15 protein-coding genes and 1 pseudogene are annotated in these 15,353 nt (G+C 66.5%); 10 read left to right on the top strand and 6 right to left on the bottom strand.

Translation table 11 applies throughout. The annotated features are described in order from the left end of the window. Positions 1-229: 229 nt before the first annotated feature. Positions 230-742: a GntR family transcriptional regulator gene (locus RJ1_RS03445; RefSeq protein WP_240319797.1), complete on the top strand. Its 513-nt coding sequence runs from the start codon at positions 230-232 to the stop codon at positions 740-742. Positions 743-956: 214 nt separating this feature from the next. Continuing rightward, positions 957-1,181 (top strand): annotated as a pseudogene (locus RJ1_RS47505) (MFS transporter); the annotation flags it as partial. Positions 1,182-1,530: 349 nt separating this feature from the next. On the opposite strand, the gene dmpG reads toward RJ1_RS47505, so the two are convergent. The 3 genes from dmpG to RJ1_RS03425 are packed head-to-tail and all read right to left on the bottom strand — an operon-like array spanning position 1,531 to position 4,366. Beyond that, positions 1,531-2,559, bottom strand: a complete 1,029-nt coding sequence (dmpG, locus tag RJ1_RS03435; protein WP_073358491.1) for a 4-hydroxy-2-oxovalerate aldolase — start codon at positions 2,557-2,559, stop codon at positions 1,531-1,533. Next, positions 2,556-3,542: an acetaldehyde dehydrogenase (acetylating) gene (locus RJ1_RS03430; protein WP_073358490.1), complete on the bottom strand. Its 987-nt coding sequence runs from the start codon at positions 3,540-3,542 to the stop codon at positions 2,556-2,558. Before RJ1_RS03430 ends, dmpG begins: the two co-directional genes overlap by 4 nt. A 5-nt stretch (positions 3,543-3,547) precedes the next feature. Next, positions 3,548-4,366: a 2-keto-4-pentenoate hydratase gene (locus RJ1_RS03425; RefSeq protein ID WP_073358489.1), complete on the bottom strand. Its 819-nt coding sequence runs from the start codon at positions 4,364-4,366 to the stop codon at positions 3,548-3,550. Positions 4,367-4,513: 147 nt separating this feature from the next. Here RJ1_RS03425 and RJ1_RS03420 point away from each other — a divergent pair, with 147 nt between their 5' ends. Together RJ1_RS03420 and RJ1_RS03415 are read left to right on the top strand one after the other, a co-directional pair. Then, a complete protein-coding gene (locus RJ1_RS03420; RefSeq protein WP_073358488.1) occupies positions 4,514-5,281 on the top strand; it encodes an IclR family transcriptional regulator in 768 nt (255 codons plus the stop codon). 60 nt (positions 5,282-5,341) lie between these two features. Beyond that, a complete protein-coding gene (locus RJ1_RS03415) occupies positions 5,342-6,085 on the top strand; it encodes an IclR family transcriptional regulator (RefSeq protein WP_073358680.1) in 744 nt (247 codons plus the stop codon). Here RJ1_RS03415 and RJ1_RS03410 read toward each other — a convergent pair. Together RJ1_RS03410 and RJ1_RS03405 are read right to left on the bottom strand one after the other, a co-directional pair. Continuing rightward, a complete protein-coding gene (locus RJ1_RS03410; protein ID WP_073358487.1) occupies positions 6,048-7,292 on the bottom strand; it encodes a multidrug effflux MFS transporter in 1,245 nt (414 codons plus the stop codon). The two genes, RJ1_RS03415 and RJ1_RS03410, sit on opposite strands and share 38 nt — an antisense overlap. After that, a complete protein-coding gene (locus RJ1_RS03405; RefSeq protein WP_174694936.1) occupies positions 7,289-8,140 on the bottom strand; it encodes an alpha/beta fold hydrolase in 852 nt (283 codons plus the stop codon). Before RJ1_RS03405 ends, RJ1_RS03410 begins: the two co-directional genes overlap by 4 nt. A gap of 101 nt (positions 8,141-8,241) precedes the next feature. On the opposite strand from RJ1_RS03405, the gene RJ1_RS03400 reads away from it, so the two are divergent. The 6 genes from RJ1_RS03400 (at position 8,242) to RJ1_RS03375 (ending at position 13,877) form a co-directional block, all read left to right on the top strand. Beyond that, positions 8,242-8,727, top strand: a complete 486-nt coding sequence (locus RJ1_RS03400) for a hypothetical protein (protein WP_073358486.1) — start codon at positions 8,242-8,244, stop codon at positions 8,725-8,727. Beyond that, positions 8,724-9,134, top strand: a complete 411-nt coding sequence (locus tag RJ1_RS49480) for a hotdog family protein (RefSeq protein WP_073358485.1) — start codon at positions 8,724-8,726, stop codon at positions 9,132-9,134. The genes RJ1_RS03400 and RJ1_RS49480 overlap by 4 nt, the downstream gene beginning before the upstream one ends. A 95-nt stretch (positions 9,135-9,229) precedes the next feature. Beyond that, entirely contained in the window at positions 9,230-10,546 is a 1,317-nt protein-coding gene (locus RJ1_RS03390; RefSeq protein WP_073358484.1) for an aromatic ring-hydroxylating oxygenase subunit alpha, read from the top strand. 124 nt (positions 10,547-10,670) lie between these two features. Beyond that, on the top strand, positions 10,671-12,014 hold the full coding sequence (locus RJ1_RS03385; RefSeq protein ID WP_073358483.1) for a M20 family metallopeptidase: 1,344 nt from the start codon (positions 10,671-10,673) through the stop codon (positions 12,012-12,014). After that, the gene (locus RJ1_RS03380) at positions 12,014-12,967 is read left to right on the top strand and encodes a DODA-type extradiol aromatic ring-opening family dioxygenase (RefSeq protein ID WP_073358482.1); all 954 of its coding nucleotides are present in this window, start codon (positions 12,014-12,016) and stop codon (positions 12,965-12,967) included. The genes RJ1_RS03385 and RJ1_RS03380 overlap by 1 nt, the downstream gene beginning before the upstream one ends. Positions 12,968-13,004: 37 nt before the next feature. Next, on the top strand, positions 13,005-13,877 hold the full coding sequence (locus RJ1_RS03375; protein ID WP_073358481.1) for an alpha/beta fold hydrolase: 873 nt from the start codon (positions 13,005-13,007) through the stop codon (positions 13,875-13,877). Between the two features lie 217 nt (positions 13,878-14,094). Here the strand turns inward: RJ1_RS03375 and RJ1_RS03370 are convergent, their stop codons facing one another. Next, complete coding sequence (locus tag RJ1_RS03370; RefSeq protein WP_083400533.1) at positions 14,095-15,324, bottom strand: M20 family metallopeptidase; 1,230 nt, start codon at positions 15,322-15,324, stop codon at positions 14,095-14,097. Between the last annotated feature and the right edge of the window lie 29 nt (positions 15,325-15,353).

Raw genomic sequence — 15,353 nt, 5'->3', positions numbered from 1 at the left:
TCATCTCGTCTCCTCGCCGCACCGGTCGGCTACCCGTCCACCGTCCCACGAAAACGACGGTCGGGCACGCACCTCGTCCTTCAGGTCGGCGTCGATCGGGTCGATCGCCTCGAGCCCCTCCGGCAGGCTCGCCGTACAAGGTGCCGTCGATCCATATCGCGTGTGTGCCGTCGGGTCCGGGGGCGCGACCTTCAAAAAAAGGAGCTCTGCGTCAATTCCGGCTGCGTCGATGCGGCCATCGGCCCAGCAACAGGCCGCCGTGCGGGAGATGACGCCCGAGACCGCCCGCGATCTGTACCGTCTGCGGGCCGCCGCCGAACGCGAAGCCACCGTGATGGCGGTCGAGCGAATGACGCCGGCAGGGCTGGAAGCGATCAAGGCAAAGCACGCGGCCCTCGACCGGGCACAACGCGACGGCACCGCGAGCGCGGCCGAGCTGTCCCTGATGAACCGGGCGTTCCACTTCGCCATCTACAGTCAGACGTCTCCGCTCGTCGTACAACACATCGAGCTGCTGTGGTCGAGACTGACACCCAGCACCACCGTGTGGCGGCACCTGCCTGACGCCCACGAACTGGAAAAGGACCACGACCAGATCCTCGAGGCCCTCCTTCGGAAAGACGCCCAGGCCGCCGGCAACTTCATGGCACCGCACATCCAGCGCGCCTACAAGATTCGGGAAAGCCAACCCGAACTACGCGCGGCCGGATCGGACGAGCGCGAAGACTTCGGGAATGTCTGAGTTCGTGAGGCGCCGAATTCCTTCCACTCACTCGTGAAGTCCTGGTTCGTCTCCCTCTGCCTCGTCACCGCCCTCCTGCAGGCGGTCTATGCGGCTGTCCGAGTGATGATCTCGTACCGCCCTCGAACTCGGCGGTGACGGCGCGACCGTCGGGATCCTGACCGCCTTGTATTCGCTCGTACCACTCGTCGCAGCGATGCCGGGTCCTTCTGGGGCCCAGCCCCTCACCATGACCTGGGTCGCCGGACTGGTCCCGCCCCCGAACCGCGCCTCCGCGCTCTCCCTCCGGCTGACCGGCAACCGGCTCGGGCAAGTCTTCATCCCACTCACCGCAGGAGCAATCGCCGGCTCTGCCGGCGCCGACGCCGTCTTCGTGCTGACCGGCGGGCTCCTCGCCGGGGCGGCGATCTCGACCTGGCGGGCGCTCGCGAGAGTCTGACATTGCTCTCCCCCACCCCACTCGGTCGATCGAGCAGCTCGCCCTCATCATTGCGCCGCAACCGAACCGCGTCTCCAGAACGGTTGTGGCAGTCCTGGCTCGACGACCGCACTGTGGTGGCCCGGTTCGAAATCCAAACGTTACCGACGGCCAAAACGCGTTGCGTACCATCGAATCGGAGCCAATCTCGACGCTTTCACCGAAACACAGTGGGTCACCGATCAGAGCGCGATGCCCGCGTACCGTTCTGACGACATGACACGCTCCCTGGCGTCGCCGTTGCATGCTCGTGCACACGGGCGGCTCACTGGGCGGAGTCGGTCCGAATTCCCTTCCGCCGCAGCCGAACTCAGCTCACTGCGGGCTCAGGGTTCGCGGCGAGCAGGTCGAGGGCGATGTCGACGATGAGGTCTTCCTGTCCGCCGACGAGGCCGCGGCGGCCGACCTCGAGGAGGATGGTGCGCACGTCGATGCCGTACCGCTGGGATGCGGCTTCGGCGTGCCGGAGGAAGGACGAGTAGACGCCGGCGTAGCCGAGGGTGAGGGTTTCGCGGTCGACGCGCACGGGCCGGTCCTGCAGCGGCCGGACGAGGTCGTCGGCGGCGTCCTGGAGGGCGAACAGGTCACTGTTGTGCTTCCAGCCCTGCAGGTCCGCAACCGCGATGAACGGTTCGATCGGGCAGTTACCGGCGCCGGCGCCGTGCCCGGCCAGCGAGGCGTCGACCCGGGTGACACCCTCCTCGACCGCGACGACAGAATTGGCGACCGACAGCGACAGGTTCTCGTGGGCGTGGATCCCGATCTCGGTGGTCTCGTCGAGCACGTCCCGGTAGGCGCGGACCCGGTCGCGGACGCCGTCCATGGTCAACCGGCCACCGGAGTCGGTGACGTACACACAGTGCGCGCCGTAGGACTCCATGAGCTTGGCCTGGGCGGCGAGTTCGGGTGCGGTGGTCATGTGGCTCATCATCAGGAAGCCGGACACATCCATGCCGAGTTCCCGGGCCTTGCCGATGTGCTGTGCGGCGACGTCGGCCTCGGTGCAATGGGTCGCGACCCGGACGGACCGCACGCCCAGTTGGTAGGCGTGTTCGAGTTCGGCGATGGTTCCGATGCCGGGCAGCAGCAGGGTGGTCAGCCGGGCGTGGGTGAGGTTGGCGGCGGCGGCTTCGATCCATTCCCAGTCGGTGTTGCTGCCGGGACCGTAGTTCAGCGATCCGCCGGCGAGGCCGTCGCCGTGGGCGACCTCGATGCCGTCGACACCGGCGGCGTCGAGCGCGGCCACGATCTTGCCGACGTCGTCGGGGGTGATGCGGTGGCGGACGGCGTGCATGCCGTCGCGGAGGGTGACGTCTTGGATGAACAGCCTGGTGGTCATCGGGTGGCTCCCTGGGTTGCCGTCGGGGCGGCGATCGTGTCGGCGACGGACTCGGCGTAGCGGACCGCGGCGGAGGTCATGATGTCGAGGTTTCCGGCGTAGGCCGGCAGGTAGTGGGCGGCGCCTTCGACTTCGAGGAACACCGTCACCTGGTGGGTGGGTGCCGCCGTGTCCCCGGACGCGAGCAGGGTGTGCACGGGTTGGCCGTCCGGGACGGGGGTGATCTGGACCTGCTGCTTGAGCCGGTAGCCGGGCACGTAGGTCGCGACGTGCTCGACCATCGTCCGGATCGAGTTCCGGATGGCGTCGTGGGTGGCCGGGTCGGGGGCGGAGATCAGGCACAGGACGGTATCGCGCATGATCAGCGGCGGGTCGGCCGGGTTGAGGACGATGATGGCCTTGCCGCGGCGGGCGCCGCCGACGGTTTCGATGGCGTGGGAGGTGGTTTCGGTGAACTCGTCGATGTTCGCGCGGGTGCCCGGTCCGGCGGACTTCGAGGCGATGGAGGCGACGATTTCGGCGTAGGCGACCGGTGTCACGCGGGAGACGGCGGCGACGATCGGGATGGTGGCCTGACCGCCGCAGGTGACCATGTTGACGTTGGTGGCGTCCCGGTGTTCGTCGAGGTTGACCGCCGGCACCACGAAGGGGCCGAGGGCGGCCGGGGTGAGGTCGATCAGCCGTTTGCCGAGCGGTTCGAGCAGGGCGGCGTTGGCGGCGTGTGCCTTGGCGGAGGTGGCGTCGAAGATCACGTCGATCTCGTCGAAGTTCGGCAACTGAAGGAGGCCCTGGACGCCGACGGCGGTGGTGGTGGGGACGCCGAGGCGGCGGGCGCGGGCGAGGCCGTCGGAGTCGGGGTCGATGCCGACCATCGCGCCCATCTGCAGGACGTCGGAGTGGCGGATCACCTTGATCATCAGGTCGGTGCCGATGTTGCCGGATCCGATCACCGCGACGGTGACCTTACGGGTGTTCTCGCTCATGGTGCTCACTCCTGGGTGAAGGTTGCGGTGACCGATCCGAGACCGGTGATGTCGGCGCGGACGGTGCCGGCGGTGTCGATGGCGGCCATCGGGCCGAGGGCCCCGGACAAGATCACCTGGCCGGCCAGTAGTGGTTGGCCGAACTCGCGTGCCGTGCGTGCGAGCCAGGCCAGCGCCCGCAGCGGGTCACCGAGGCAGGCGGCACCGGTGCCGGTCGACACCTCGGTGTCGTCGATGGACATCTGCATCTGCGCGGCGACCGGGTCGAAGGAGTCGAGGGTGCGGCGGTTCTCGCCGAGGACGAACAGTCCGCTCGACCCGTTGTCGGCGACCGTATCGCCGAAGGTGATGTCCCACCCGGCGATTCGGCTGTCGACGATCTCGAGGGCGGCCACCGCGTAGTCGACGGCGGCGCGGACCTGCGCGTCGTCGAGCGGCCCGTCCACCAGATCGCGGCCGAGGACGAACGCGATCTCCGCCTCGACCTTCGGCTGCAGCAGACGAGACAACGGGATGGGGATGCCCTCCTGGCAGTACATGTCGTCGAACAGCACCCCGAAGTCCGGTTGGTCGACGCCGAGCTGCTGCTGGACCGCCGGGGAGGTCAGGCCGATCTTGCGGCCCACCACACTCGCGCTGGCGGCGATCCGGCCGGCGACGATCCGCTCCTGGACGGCGTACGCCGCCGCGACGTCGTCGGCACCGATCAGGTCGCGGACCGGGGTGCACGGCGTGGAAGTTGCGGCGGCGGTGCTCAACCGCTCGGCGGCCGCGGCGACCGCGTCGGTAGTGGAGGGCAGGCTGGTGCCCCGAGGTGTGCTCATCTGACTTCCCGATGTGATCGTGGGGAATGGACTGTGGTTCCACTGTCGCCGCCGGGCGATCGTCGGCCAAGCATTGCGTTCCACTGAGCCGAACACGCGCCGTATCGTGGGCGATGTCGCCGGTAGCAGCGGAAGGAGGAATCGGCAGTGTCCGATCAGGAGTTCGACCGCACGACGGTGCTGGGCAAGGTCATGATGGTGCTGCACGCGTTCACCATCGACGACTCGACCCTGTCGCTGGCCGAACTGGCCCGGCGGACATCCATCCCGAAAGGCACGTTGCACCGGATCCTCACCGACATGGTGACGGTGCGGATGCTGGACCGCACCGATCCCGGCTACCGGCTCGGCGGATCGCTGTTCGAGCTGGGCATGCGGGCGTCGGTCGAGCGCAGCCTGCTCGAGGTGGCGATCCCGTTCATGGAGGATCTGTACGTGCGCACCCACGAAACGGTGCACCTGGGCGTCCTCGACGGGACGGAGGTCGTGTACCTGTCCAAGATCGGCGGGCATCGACAGGCCAGCGCACCGTCGAGGATCGGGGGCCGGATGCCGGTGCACTGCACCGCAATCGGCAAGGTGCTGCTCGCCCACGCCGACAAAACGCTGCGGGAGCAGGTGCTCTCCGCTCCGCTGGCCCGGTACACCCCGCGCACCATCGTCCTGCCCGGCCCGTTGGACGTTCAGCTCGACCGCATCGCCGCCGAAGGTGTGGCCTACGAATACGAGGAATCCGCAACCGGAATCGTGTGCGTGGCCGCCCCCGTCCGCGACGGCGAGGACGTCGTCGCCGCGATCAGCGTGACCGGCCCGTCCCACCGCTTCCGCCCCGACAACCACACCAGCTCGGTCCGCGCCGCCGCCGAAGAAATCGGGGCCACATTGGCGCGGCGATCAAGTCTGCTCCGGAAATGAGGGCCGGGGTATGCTCGACTGGCTGGTCCGCTGAGTGGACCCGCCTGTCGGAGGATGTACATGAACGCGTCGTTGCTGGGAAAAGTGCGACTGCTACTCGACAGCTTCGATGCAGAGTCCGGAGCGCTGTCGTTGACCGAGCTCTCACGTCGGAGCGGGGTTGCGAAGGCGACCGTGTACCGACTCGCCGGGGAGATGGTCCAGATCGGGCTCCTGGAGCGGGTCGGAACCGACTACCGGCTGGGACTGCGCCTCTTCGAACTCGGCCAGCTGGTTCCGACGCAACGCATCATCCGGGATGCCGCGGTTCCGTTCATGCAGGACCTGCACACTCTCACCCTCGAGACGGTGCACCTGGCGATTCGGGACGGTCTCGACGTCATGTTCGTGGAAAAGATCTCCGGTCACCGCAGCGCCCGGCTCCCATCTCGGATCGCCGGCCGACTACCGATCGAGGCCACGGCGACCGGTAAAGCAATCCTCGCGTACTCGCCATCGAGGGTGTTCGACGAGGTGGTCGCTCGTGGGTTCGCCCCCCTGACGACTCGGACCGTTGCCTCGGCTCTTCGCCTTCGCCGGCAACTCGATCGGGTCCGTACAGAGGGCTTCGCGTTGGAGGTCGAGGAGGTCGGACTCGGTATGACCAGTATCGCGGTACCCGTCTTCGCCGGCTCGATGGTGGTCGGTGCGGTAAGCGTGACCACCACGACGTCGCGGATGAACGTCGCACGGACGGCGAAGCCGTTGACCGCCGCGGGATCGAACATCAGTCGCGCACTCCGTGGCGTCGCGCGATCGGCCTGACACCGTACCCGAGCGCGAGAACGGCCAGGACCGCACAGCTGGTCATCGTGACGGCCACGGCGAGCGCGGTGTTACCCAGGACTCCGACGACCGGCGCCACCACGGCGGCCGTACCGAACTGGGCGAACCCGACGATCGCCGCCGCCGTGCCGGCCGCGTCGCCGTGCCGGGTCAGCGCGAGAGCCGGCGCGTTCGGCATGACGAATCCGGTCGCACACAGCAAGGCCAGCACCGGCACCGCGAATCCCGCGAACCCGGTCGTGCCGTGGAGAGCCACCGCGACGAACGCAACTCCGACGGCGACGCTGACGGCGAGCGCGACGATACAGATCCGGGCGGGAGACCAGCGGTCCAGCAGCCGCACGTTGACCTGGGCCGCCCCGATCAGGACCACGCCGCCGGCCGCGAACGCCACTCCATACACGGTCGGATCCAGTTCGAACTCCCTCTGCATGACGAACGAGGATCCGGCGATGTACGCCCACAGGACCGCTCGGCCCAGTCCACACACGAGGACGAGGGTCATGAAGCGGCCGTCGCGGACGAGCCGGGTGTAGGTCCGGAGTGCAGGGGCAAGTCCGCGTCGGCTCCGGTGCGAGGGCGGAAGCGTTTCGGGCAGCGCGACGGCACCGAGCAGCATCAGCAGAGCCGCGAGCACGGCCAGCACGAGGAACACACCGTGCCACGACATGGTGGTCATGAGGATTCCGCCGATGCTCGGCGCCAGGATCGGGGCCACGCCCATGACCAGCATCAGATGGGAGAACATGACTGCAGCGGCGCGGCCCGAGAAGAGGTCCCGGACGATGGCGGTCGCAATGACCGCAGTCGCCGCGGCGCCCACCCCCTGGACTGTCCGGAACGCACCCAGCACCGTCATGGTCGACGCGAAATAGCACGCCACGGACGCGACGACATGGACTGCCGTGCCCAGCAGGAGTGGGCGACGCCGACCGTAGCGGTCGGAGACCGGGCCGATCACCAGCTGTCCGAGAGCGAGACCGATCAGCGTTCCGGTCAGTGTCAGTTGCACCGTCGACTCCGAGGTCTCGAAGTCGACGGCGATCGCCGGTAGTGCCGGTAGGTACATGTCCACGGTGAACGGGCCCAGTGCGGTGAGCACACCGAGGACGACGACGAGTTTGATGCGGTTGATTCCGGCAGGTGGTGCGGGGTGTAGTTCGGAGCAGGTGCTGCTCGTGGTCACGGGTGTCGCTGTTCGAGGAACCCCGTCACGAGCGAGTAGTAGTCGTGCGGGCGTTCCTCCTGCAGGTGGTGGGACGCGCGGTCCATCACGTAGAGGTGGCCGTGCTTGATCATTCGGGCCAGCATCAGCGGATAGTCCGGCGTCAGGAAGGCGTCGTGCATCCCCCACGCGAACAGAACCGGCGCCTCGATCGTCCCGAGTTCAGTCGTCAGATCCTGCCAGTCCCCACGCGGATTGTCCGACGCCGCGGCCAGCGCCATCTCGTCGGGATCGAGACTTTGGCGGTACCGCATCTCGAGCGTCGCGTCGGGCAGCTGGTCTCCGTCGAACCATTCGAGGCGAGTGATCAGTTGCCGCATCTTCTCCCGGGTGGGACCGTCGCCGCCGTAGTACACGTCGCGGGCGTTGCGGCCGCGCCGGCCGTCCTCCGGCAACGGGGCAAGTGGTCCGTAGAAGACCGGCATGCTTCCGGTGATCACCAGTGCACGCACCCGGTCCGGGTATTTTGCCGCGAGATTCAGTGCGATCGTCCCGCCCCAGGAATTGCAGACGAAATCAGCTCGGGCGATGCCGAGTTCGTCGAGGAGGGCGACCATCTTGGCTGCGTGGAAGTCCCACATCGGTCCGCTGATGGTGCACTTGTCGGACTTGCCGTACTGGAGGATGTCGACGAGCACGGCTCGACGATCGTCGGCGAAGAGTGGTGCGACGGGTCCGAAATCGGACCACGCCGTGCAGCCGGGGCCGCCGCCGTGCAGGAAGATCGTTGGAGACCCCTCGCCCATGTCGTGGTAGTGGAATTTCACACCTGCGGCGGTGGCGTACAGACTGTTCGGTGGATGTACCATGACCACACCTGACCCGATCGGCGGCGGTGACGGAAGCATCGCGGTCCGCTGGACGGTCCGGGACCGTAGTGACGCCGCCATACCGGATCTAGCGTTCGCCCATGCACATTGGCCTGGATTCAGCCTTCGAACGCGCGCGCCGGATGATCGGTACCACCACGCACCGCCGCCTCGGGGCGGTGAGAGCAGCGGAGTCCGTGGCATTCGCGAGGGCGTCGGCGGAGCGCGATCCTCGATTTCTCGACTCCGGACGAGACGACTTCCGGGTCCACCCGATGTACTTGCCCAGCATGCTGCGAGGACCGGACGGCGCCGACAGCGACGAGTATCGCCCCGACGGCATGTTCGTCGATGAGGTGCCCGGCACGGCGGGGCTGGACGTGCGCCTGCTGGCGGGAGGACAGACCATCGAGTTCTGTTCGACACCTCCGCTCGGCGAGCACATCGAGGTCACACGCACCGTGTGCGGTGTCGACCGGAAGGGCCGTGACGGCCATGAGTTCCTTGTGATCACCGTGTCCAAGACCTATCGCGTCATGGGATCGCTCACGCTGGCAGTTGTCACGGAACGGTTCATCGTCCGGTGACGCTCCCCAGCCTATGGAAGGTCGGAGACACAATCGAACATGTTGCACTGCAGTGCGATCCGGTCCGTGTGCTCCGTTTCGGCGCTACCACGCACAACGCCCACCGCATTCACTACGATACCGACCATGCACGTGCAGAGGGCCTCGATGACCGGGTGGTGATGGCTCAGCTGCAGGGGACGCTGTTCTTCCGGGCCGCCGCCCGCCTGGCCGGGGAGGCCGGTGCGGTGACGTCCGTGACGTGGCGCAACCGAGCGCCCGCACCCGTGGGGTGTGTCCTCACGGTCAGCGGAACCGTCACTCGTATCGAGGGTGACCGGATCGAGGTCGCCCTCGTCGAACACGCCGACGACGGGGCATTGTGCGCGGAGGGCAGCGCGGTGATCACCACGACATCGCGAGGATGAACCCGGTCTGCTGAGCGAACCGGAATTGTTGAGGTGCAGGGCAGTCGATCGGAAGATCTCCTGCATCACTTGATCTCATCTCGAGAGGACTTCACATGACTGGTGTCGAGGCGCCGGAGAACACGCAGGTTCTCCCGGAGAGGCCGCGCGCGGCCGGTCGGCAGGACTGGACCGCCTGGCCTCGATACAACGAGGCAGGCAGTGGTTACCGCGGATACTGGTATCCGGTGACGTGGGCGAACCATGTAACAGGTAAGCCGACGAGCCACACCATCTGCGGCGAGAAGCTCGCGCTCATTCGCGACGCGGGCAAGGTCTACGCACTGCACGACCGCTGCCCCCATCGTGGCGTGCCGCTGTCGGAGGGTGATCAACAGTTCCCGGGAACGGTCAGCTGCCCCTACCACGGCTGGACGTTCCGACTCACCGACGGCAAACTGGCCGCCGTCATCACCGACGGGCCGGACTCGAAGATCTGCGGCAAACTGTCCGTGCAGACCTACTCGGCCGAAGAACGCCTGGGCCTGGTCTGGGTGTACATCCCGATCGCCAACGAGCCCGTGCCGTCGATCGACGAGCAGTTGCCCCGTGAGCTCGTCGAGAACGAAGGCGTCGTCGGGGGCCGGATCCAACCCCGAGGCGGCAATTGGCGATTCGCGTGCGAGAACGGATTCGACGAGGGGCATGCGAAGTACCTGCACCGCACCGCGTTGTGGCGGTTGTTCAAGCCGATGCCGACGTGGAACATCACCAGCATCGTCCCGGAGGGCCGGTGGATCTACCGGGTCCAAGAGGAAGTCTACTGGGAGGCCGACTTTCCCGGCGTCGGGAAGTGGACGAACAAGCGATGGTGGAAGAAGAAGCCCGACGAGAACCAGATCTCGCAGATCGGCAACGTCGGCGCCGGCCTGAAGGTGAATCCGGTGATCGCGGCCCAGAACTTCCCGGGCTTCGCATCGTTGTCGATGCCCGGTGTGCTGCGGATCGCCTACCCCAACTTCATTCACTACGAGTTCTATGTTCCGGTCGACGAGGATCACCACCAGTACGTGGGACTCATGGCCAACTTCGAGACCGGTGTGAAGAGGCTCGGCTTCTACGCCAAATACCTCGGTGCCGTGCGGTGGCTGTTCCACGGCCAGTTCTCGGGCCAGGACGAGTGGATGGTCCGTGTCACCGACGCTCCGCCGGAGAAGCTGTACCGACCCGACGTCTCGCTCACTACCTGGCGCAATCTCGCCGAAGAAGAGTATGGAGAGAAGATCGCGGCTGCAGTCTCTTTCGCGCCGGCAACACCCGATCGACCGGCTCGTGAGCGCCGTGTCTCCGTGGCACGGAAGACTGCACGGCCGGCTACACCCACCGAGTCGGCCAACGGGGCGAGCGCACCCGCCGCGACCGACGCCGACTAGAGGAGGATTCGATGTTCAAGACTCTGACAGGCGTCACATTCGGCCTCCTGCTCGCCACCGGCGTGCCGAGGGCATGGCGTTTCGTCGCCGCACGCAGCAACACCCAGGTACACCGGATCAACTCGTGACGGCCGCAACCGCCACCCCGCTCGCGGGCCTCGACGAGCGGCGCCGCGCCTGGACCGAACAGGCGTGGGCGACGGTCGATCGTGAGCGATTGCGGGAGTTGATCATCGGTCTGGTGGACATCGCCAGTCCGACCGGCGACGAAGCGCCACTCGCACGGCACATCACAGAGACGTTCGCCGCCGGGGGCATCGAAGCGCACTCGATGGATCTCGACGACCGGCAGGCCAACTCGTGGGCACGGTTGCGCGGTGACGGGTCGGGCCCGGACCTCATGCTGTACGCCCCGATCGACACCGTCACCAGTGGCAACAGCGAGGAAGACGTGCCCTGGGCTGCGGATACGCTCCGTCCCGACATGACGGCGCGAGCCGACAGCAAGGGCGACTACATCATCGGCCTCGGCGCTTCGAATCCCAAGGGGCATGCCGCCTGCGTCATGGCAGCGATCGAAGCAGTGAACACTGCGGGCATACCACTCACCGGCGACCTGATCGCGGGTTTCGGAGCCGGCGGAATGCCGACGAATCCTCGTCCGGGCGTGGGAAACCCGCGCCGCAACACCGGCCAGGGCGTGGGCTGTTCGTTCCTGCTCGAACAGGGGGTCTGGACAGATTTCGCGCTCATCGCCAAGCCCGGGTGGACGGTGTCCTGGGAGGAAGTGGGCCTGGCCTGGTTCGAGATCACCGTGCACGGCACCCACACCTACGTCGGATCCCGGCACCGGTTGCCGTACCGCAACCCCGTCGCGCTGGCGGGCGAGGTGGCAGTACGCCTGGAGCAATGGTTCCCGCAGTACTCGCATGCGCACCGGGACGGCCTGGTCCTGCCCCAGGGCATGGTCGCGAACATCCGGGGCGGGTGGGACCGGACCGCCTCGTTCACCCCGGCTCAGGTCCGGATGATGGTGGATCTGCGCCTCAGCCCACGGACCACACCGACCGCCGCCAAACGCGAGCTGGTCGACGCCGTGCGGCGGATCGCCACCGAACTGGACGCCCGCATCGACGTCGAGCAGATCTTGTCGATCCCGGGCGAGACGTCCGACGAGCGGATGTGGCTCTGCCGCAGTGCCGTAGCGGCCTGGGAGGCGATCGAGGGTCAACCGCACCGCGCGGTCCGCGACGCCAGTGGCGCCACGGACGCGAACATCCTGCGCAGCCGGGGAATCCCGACTGTCCGGGTCGGCATGCCCAAAGTCGTGGACGCACCGTTCGAGGTGGACTTCGCCATGGGCATGAACACCGTCGACCTGGCCGAGGCCCAGAGGCTGACCCGGTACCTGATCCGTGTCGCCATCGACACGGTGACCCGCACACTCGAGGAAGTAGGAGCCGGCTGATGGCCGAGATCGTCTTGGGGGTGGGCGCTTCGCACAGCACCCTCATGAACACCCATTGGGAGGAAACGACACACAAAGCCGAGGCGGAACGCTTCCGGGAGGCGTTGTTCTCGGTGCGCGAGCGTATCGCCGCGGCGCGGCCCGACGTGGTGATCCTGTTGGGGTCGAATCACTTCAGAGGATTCTGGCTCGACCTACTCCCGCCCTTCACGCTCGGCGTGGGCGAGTGCATCGCGAGCGGCGAGTCGGGCACCCCGAAGGGCCCGCAGCGTGTCGACGTGGACCTGGCCGGGCACCTCGCCTCCCAGGTGGTGGAGAGCGGACGGTTCGATCTCGCGTTCTCCGCCCGTCTGCAGATCGACCACGGACAGTCGCATGCCATCCAGTACCTGCTGGCGGACCTCGACGTGCCCATCGTGCCTCTGGTCGTCAACGTCTTCGCACCACCGCTGCCGACTTTCAGGCGCTGTGAGGCGCTCGCACACGCCCTCCGCGAGGCGCTCGACTCGTATCCGGAGGACAAGCGAGTGGTCGTCATCGCCTCCGGTGGTCTGTCGCACCGGCTGCCGTGGCCGGACTGGCGTGATCCGCACGGTGAGGACGACGACTTCATGGTGCAGGCCTGGCTCGACGGTCGCGAGAACTGGTCGGACTACGACGTGCGCCGACGTGAGATCATCCGCGCGGCCGAGGCGGCCATCTCACCGGAGTTCGACGACCGGATCCTCGATCTCTTCGAGACCGGCAAGGCGGCCGAACTCGCGGAGTTCTCCACCGACGAGGTCGACACCGAGGCAGGTAACGGTGCGCAGGAACTCCGCACCTGGCTCATGATGGCCGCAATGGTGAACTACGTTCCCGCGGAACGTCTCGCCTACGAGCCGATGCCGGAATGGCTCACGGGGATGGGCGTCGTCGTCCTCGATCCGACCACACGGCCGCTCGCGCCGTGAATTCGTCAACCCTCCACTCCCGACAAAGGACACACACATGACAATCTGGAACGAACTCGCCGGACTCGACTTCGCAGTGAAGACGGTGGACGCAGCCGGAGTTCCCACCCGGTCGCTACAGGCCGGCACGGGCGAGGAGGCGGTGATCTTCCTCCACGGCACCAGCGGCCACCTGGAAGCCTTCGCGCGTAACATCGCCGCACATGCTCCGTACTACGAGTGCCACGCGCTCGACATGCTGGGCCACGGCTACACGGGCAAACCGGACTACCCGTACGAAATTCCGCGCTATGTAGACCATCTCGTAAACTACCTCGACGCGGTCGGGCTGGACAAGGTGCACCTCGTAGGGGAATCGCTGGGCGGCTGGGTTGCCGCGTACCTCGCAAGTGAGCAGCCCGAACGAGTGCTGTCGCTGCAACTGCTCGCCGCCGGAGGCACCGTCGCAAACCCCGAAGTGATGCAGCGCATTCGCACCTCGACCACCAAGGCCGTCCAGAGTAACGACATCGAACTGACCCGGGCTCGGCTGCACCTGCTGATGCACGATCCGGTCAACGCCACCGAGGAACTGGTGGCGGCCCGGCACCGGATCTACCATCAGCCCGATTTCGTCGCGAACATTCACAACCTGCTGTCGCTGCAGGACATGGACACGCGTCAGCGAAATCTGCTCCGGCCCGATCGGCTCGCACGCATCCAGGCCCCGACACTGGTCGTGTGGGGCCACGAGAACCCCTTCGGGGATGTGCCGGAGGCCGAGAAGATGGCCGCGGACATCGCCGGTGCTCAGCTGCAGCTGTATCCGGAATGCGGCCACTGGCCCCAGCACGAGCAGGCGGCACTGTACAACCCGCTGAGCCTGGAGTTCCTGGCGAAAGCGTCGGAGCGCGTGAAGAGCGCCGTCTGACCGGAGCCGACAGCACAACCGTGAAGCCGGCCGCGTCCTCGAACGCGGCCGGCTTCGTGCATCGAAAGGTCGGTCAGCGCTGGATCGTTGCCCTTCGGAACGCATCCGGCATCGCGATAGTAGTGGCCGGGTCTGAGATCGCTGCACCAGCATCCTGATACGGCCGAAGAGCCGAGCTGGCCGGCTCGGCTCTTCGGGTCGGTCTTTCGTCTCCGGGTCAGTCGACGCGTACCCCTTCGCTGAAGGCCGCCTTCACCTGGCCCACGAGTCCGTGGTTCGAGAACAGCTGACTCGCGGTCATCGCAAGGATGAGTGAACCGTCCAGCACGGCTTTGTCGCCTTCCGGCGCTCCCGCATACTCCGCGGCTTCACGGGTGTGCATCCCCAGCCCCGGCACGAACTCGATGTTGGGATGAATCGACGGGATGATCTGACTGACATTACCCATGTCCGTCGAACCCGGAAAGACGTCGGTACGTGGGGGTTCCGTTCGCCTACCGACGCGCGCGAAGTTCCGTTCGACAAGATCGCCGAGTACCGCATTCGGCTGTAGCGCTGCATACGTCGGCGATTGCTGGGTAATGGAGACCTGCGCGCCCGTAGCGATGGCTGCACCGCGGGCGCAGTTCTCGACCCTCGGCTGGAAATCATCAACCAAGGCTCGGGTATCGGCTGCACGAATGTACGCCCGGAGCAAGGCCCTTTCCGGGATTACGTTCGGCGCTTCCCCACCTTCGAGCATGATTGCGTGAACTCGCACGTCGCTTGGGAGTTGCTGGCGCAGAAGGGCAATCGCGTTCAAGGTGAGAACGGCGGCATCGAGCGCATTGACTCCGTGATGCGGCGTGACTGCAGCGTGTGCCGCCTTCCCGGTGAACTCGAAATCGAGCGCTACGCGGCCCAGCGTGGTCATACAGGAAAGGTTCTCTCCTGACGGATGCATCATGAGTGCCACATCGATTCCGTCCAGGCACCCTGCTTTGATGAGGTACTGCTTACCCCCGCCGCCTTCTTCTCCGGGACTGCCGACGACTACCAGTCTGCCGACTGCACGCCCGTGATTTCGCATCCATGCCTGCACCGTCAAGGCCGCGCCCAGCCCGATCGTCGCAATCACGTTGTGCCCGCACGCGTGACCGATCTCCTCCAATGCGTCGTACTCGAGGAAGAACGCGATCGTGGGACCGTCTGAGGCCGAACCGTACTGGGCGAGAAAGGCGGTCGGAAGGCCACCGACACCGAGTTGTGTTGCGAAGCCCGCTTCCCTGAGTTTCGAGGCGAGGAGGGCACTTGCGGCGGTCTCCTGAAACCGGATTTCTGGATTGGCATGAATCTCGTGGCTGATGTCGAGTAGGTCATCGGCGATCTCATCGAGAAACTTGCGATGGACGGCCTCGTCTTCGGTGTCGACTGCTTCGTCGATTTCACTGTTGTCGAAGGTGCTCACAGATTTCCTTTCGGGTGTTCGAAGTGTGC

This window comes from Rhodococcus jostii NBRC 16295, from assembly GCF_001894825.1.
Taxonomy (GTDB): domain Bacteria; phylum Actinomycetota; class Actinomycetes; order Mycobacteriales; family Mycobacteriaceae; genus Rhodococcus_F; species Rhodococcus_F jostii.
This window is presented reverse-complemented; position numbering and strand designations above follow the sequence as displayed.

Bases quoted from the DNA above. Each gene is read 5' to 3' on its own strand.
- RJ1_RS03415 (WP_073358680.1), top strand. From the start codon at position 5,342: ATGAACGCGTCGTTGCTGGGAAAAGTGCGACTGCTACTCGACAGCTTC.
- RJ1_RS03445 (WP_240319797.1), top strand. From the start codon at position 230: ATGCGGCCATCGGCCCAGCAACAGGCCGCCGTGCGGGAGATGACGCCC.
- RJ1_RS03430 (WP_073358490.1), bottom strand. From the start codon at position 3,542: ATGAGCGAGAACACCCGTAAGGTCACCGTCGCGGTGATCGGATCCGGC.
- RJ1_RS03380 (WP_073358482.1), top strand. From the start codon at position 12,014: ATGGCCGAGATCGTCTTGGGGGTGGGCGCTTCGCACAGCACCCTCATG.
- dmpG (WP_073358491.1), bottom strand. From the start codon at position 2,559: ATGACCACCAGGCTGTTCATCCAAGACGTCACCCTCCGCGACGGCATG.
- RJ1_RS03405 (WP_174694936.1), bottom strand. From the start codon at position 8,140: ATGGTACATCCACCGAACAGTCTGTACGCCACCGCCGCAGGTGTGAAA.
- RJ1_RS03425 (WP_073358489.1), bottom strand. From the start codon at position 4,366: ATGAGCACACCTCGGGGCACCAGCCTGCCCTCCACTACCGACGCGGTC.
- RJ1_RS03390 (WP_073358484.1), top strand. From the start codon at position 9,230: ATGACTGGTGTCGAGGCGCCGGAGAACACGCAGGTTCTCCCGGAGAGG.
- RJ1_RS03400 (WP_073358486.1), top strand. From the start codon at position 8,242: ATGCACATTGGCCTGGATTCAGCCTTCGAACGCGCGCGCCGGATGATC.
- RJ1_RS03375 (WP_073358481.1), top strand. From the start codon at position 13,005: ATGACAATCTGGAACGAACTCGCCGGACTCGACTTCGCAGTGAAGACG.